The following is a 2,822-nucleotide window of genomic DNA, read 5'->3' on the forward strand; positions in this document are numbered from 1 at the left end:
CATACTAATTTAGGTGAATTTTACTTTTCACCATATTTTAGGTGAAATATTTAATTTTGAAAAGTTCTTTATTTTTTCCAATATTTTTTTGTTAATTCATATGTTCTTCTTTTTATTTCTTCAGGTTCTAAAGGTTTCTTAGATACACCACTTTTTATAGCAGCTTTTGCAGTAGCATAAGCAACAGCAGGAGCTACATCTGGATTAAAAACTTTTGGAATTATGTAATCAGGTTTCAATTCTTTTTCGGGAATTATATTGCAAATAGCATTAGTGGCAGCTTTCTTCATATTAGAATTTATTTCTGTAGCGCCTACATCTAATGTTCCTCTAAAGATTCCTGGGAAGCAAAGTACATTATTTATTTGATTTGGAAAATCAGATCTTCCGGTTCCTACAATTGAAGCACCTGCTTCTAAGGCTAATTTTGGATGAATCTCAGGGATGGGATTTGCTAATGCAAAAACAACTGGTTCAGGTGCCATAGACCTAACCATATCTTTTGTAACAATATTTCCAACAGATAATCCAATTAAAAAATCTGAATCCTTGATGGCATCTTTTAAGGTTCCTTTCACTCTCTTTTTATTTCCTCTTTTAGCCAACCTTTCTTTATACGGATTCATCCCTTCCTTTCTTCCTGAATAAATAATTCCTTTAGAATCACAAATTATCAAAGTTTCAACCCCTAAATCTAACAGGAAATTTCCAACAGCAATTCCCGCAGCGCCTGCTCCAATAATTGTAATTTTTAATTTTTCAATCTCTTTTTTAAGGAGTTTGCATGCATTTAAAAATGCTGCTCCTACAACCACAGCAGTTCCATGTTGATCATCATGAAATATTGGAATATCCAATTCTTTTTTAATGGTTTCCTCAATATAGAAGCATCTTGGAGCAGAAATGTCCTCCAAATTTATTCCACCAAAAGTTGGTTCAAGGAGTTTAATGGTTTTTATTATTTCATCGGGGTCTTGGGTGTCTAAGCAAATTGGAAATGCATCTATCCCCGCAAATCTTTTAAAAAGTATTGCTTTCCCTTCCATAACTGGTAATGCTGCTTTTGGTCCTATATTTCCCAATCCTAAAACTGCGGAACCATCTGATATAACTGCAACTGAATTTCCTCTAAAAGTATATAAATTAATCTTTTCAGGATATTTAGCGATAATCTTAGAAGGTTCTGCTACTCCAGGACTATATACCAAACTCAAGTGATGATAATTTTCTATAGGAACTTTTGGTTCTAAAGATAATTTTCCCTTATTTTCTTCATGCAGTTTCAATGCTTTCTTCTTCAATTCGTCATCTTCTTTATAGATTTTTTTATTCATAATCCTTCCAGGTATTTAGAATTTTATTTTAGAAAGAGCAATAAAGATTAAAAAAATTACTTAATTATAATTTTATGAAATAAATTATAAATCTTTTTAAACATAATTGTAATTTAATTTTAATTGGAGATTTTGTCTTTTCCGAGTCAATCTCAGTTTTTCTATAAAATTTAAAGAGTCACCAACTCCTTCTCTTTTTTTATTTCATTTCTTATGTCAGCTATCTCTTTTATGAAATATTTGTTTAGTTATAGGGATAAAAGCAATAAAATAATCTAATGATATCCAATTTTATAATGTAAAATAAGAATCAGGTCTTAACATGAAACATATAAGCTTTGGATATACTTTCTTGACTAAGGGTAGCTCAACATTAATATAATTAAAATAATTAAGCATAATCTCTTGATTATTTATCCTCTCCCCTGGTGGGAGAGGATAAGGGAGAGGGGGTAGGGGGAGGGTAAAATACCTGCGAAATAACATTACAAAGCAAATGAAATATTTTTATTATATTAATTAATTAAGACTAAAAAATTAACATTTAAATTCAATTTAAACATTATAAAAGAAATGAATCTTCCTATTGCTTTAAATCCTGAACAATTAGAATCAATTAAAAGGACAAAGGGAAAACTTCTTGTGATTGGTGGTCCTGGAACAGGAAAGACTGAAGTTGCACTTTTTAAAATTATTTACTTAATTGAAAAAAAATCTGTTGACCCAGGATACATATTAACTCTAACTTTTTCAAGAAATAGTGCAAAATTTTTAAGAGATAGAGTTGCCACGTTAATCAAGAATAGCTATTTTGAAATTCCTATACAAACTTTCCAATCTTTTTGTTATGAGTTCATTAGAAAGTATTATAACTTAGTAGGATATTCTTCATTACCTCAATTAATGGTTTCAACTGAACAGAAACAGTTTGTTAAAAAGATATTAAACCAACAAGATTTTTCAAAATATCCTTTAACAAAATCATATTTTAAAAGAGACGGATTTGTTCAAGAGCTTTTTGATTTCATTTTAAGATGTCAGGAAAGCTTAATATCTCCATCTGATTTAAAGAGAAAAATCCCACATTATTTAAAGCCTGAAATGGCAGAACTTACTCATTTATATAAAATTTATTTGGACAGAATAAAAGAAGACAGTTTAATAGACTTTGGTGGACTTCTTTATAACATCATTGATATTTTAAAAAAGGAACCATTAATTTTAGAAGAACTTCAAAAACAATATCTTCATATAATAGTTGATGAATTTCAGGAGTCAAATATTGCCCTAATGGAATTTTTAAACCTCTTATCTGAAAATTATGAAAGCATTACTCTAATAGGAGATGATGATCAATCTATTTTTGGATTCAGAGGAGCAAATATTGATAATATTCGAACTATTTTTAAGAAATTCTATCCTGACAATGTTGTTTTTCTAAAAGAAAGTTATAGATGCCCAGAAGAGATAGTTTCATTTTCTCAAAAA

2 protein-coding genes are annotated in these 2,822 nt (G+C 29.2%); one reads left to right on the top strand and one right to left on the bottom strand.

The genetic code is table 11. The annotated features are described in order from the left end of the window. Positions 1-68 precede the first annotated feature (68 nt). Positions 69-1,334, bottom strand: a complete 1,266-nt coding sequence (locus tag KKC53_00535) for an NAD-dependent malic enzyme (protein ID MBU2597661.1) — start codon at positions 1,332-1,334, stop codon at positions 69-71. A 573-nt stretch (positions 1,335-1,907) separates the two neighbouring features. Between KKC53_00535 and KKC53_00540 the strand changes: the two genes are divergently transcribed. Then, on the top strand, positions 1,908-2,822 hold a 915-nt coding region (locus tag KKC53_00540), incomplete at its 3' end, for a UvrD-helicase domain-containing protein (GenBank protein MBU2597662.1).

The organism is Actinomycetota bacterium, assembly GCA_018830725.1.
Taxonomy (GTDB): Bacteria; Actinomycetota; Humimicrobiia; order JAHJRV01; family JAHJRV01; genus JAHJRV01.

Excerpts from the sequence above, each read along its gene's own strand:
- KKC53_00535 (MBU2597661.1), bottom strand. The coding sequence starts at position 1,334 with ATGAATAAAAAAATCTATAAAGAAGATGACGAATTGAAGAAGAAAGCA.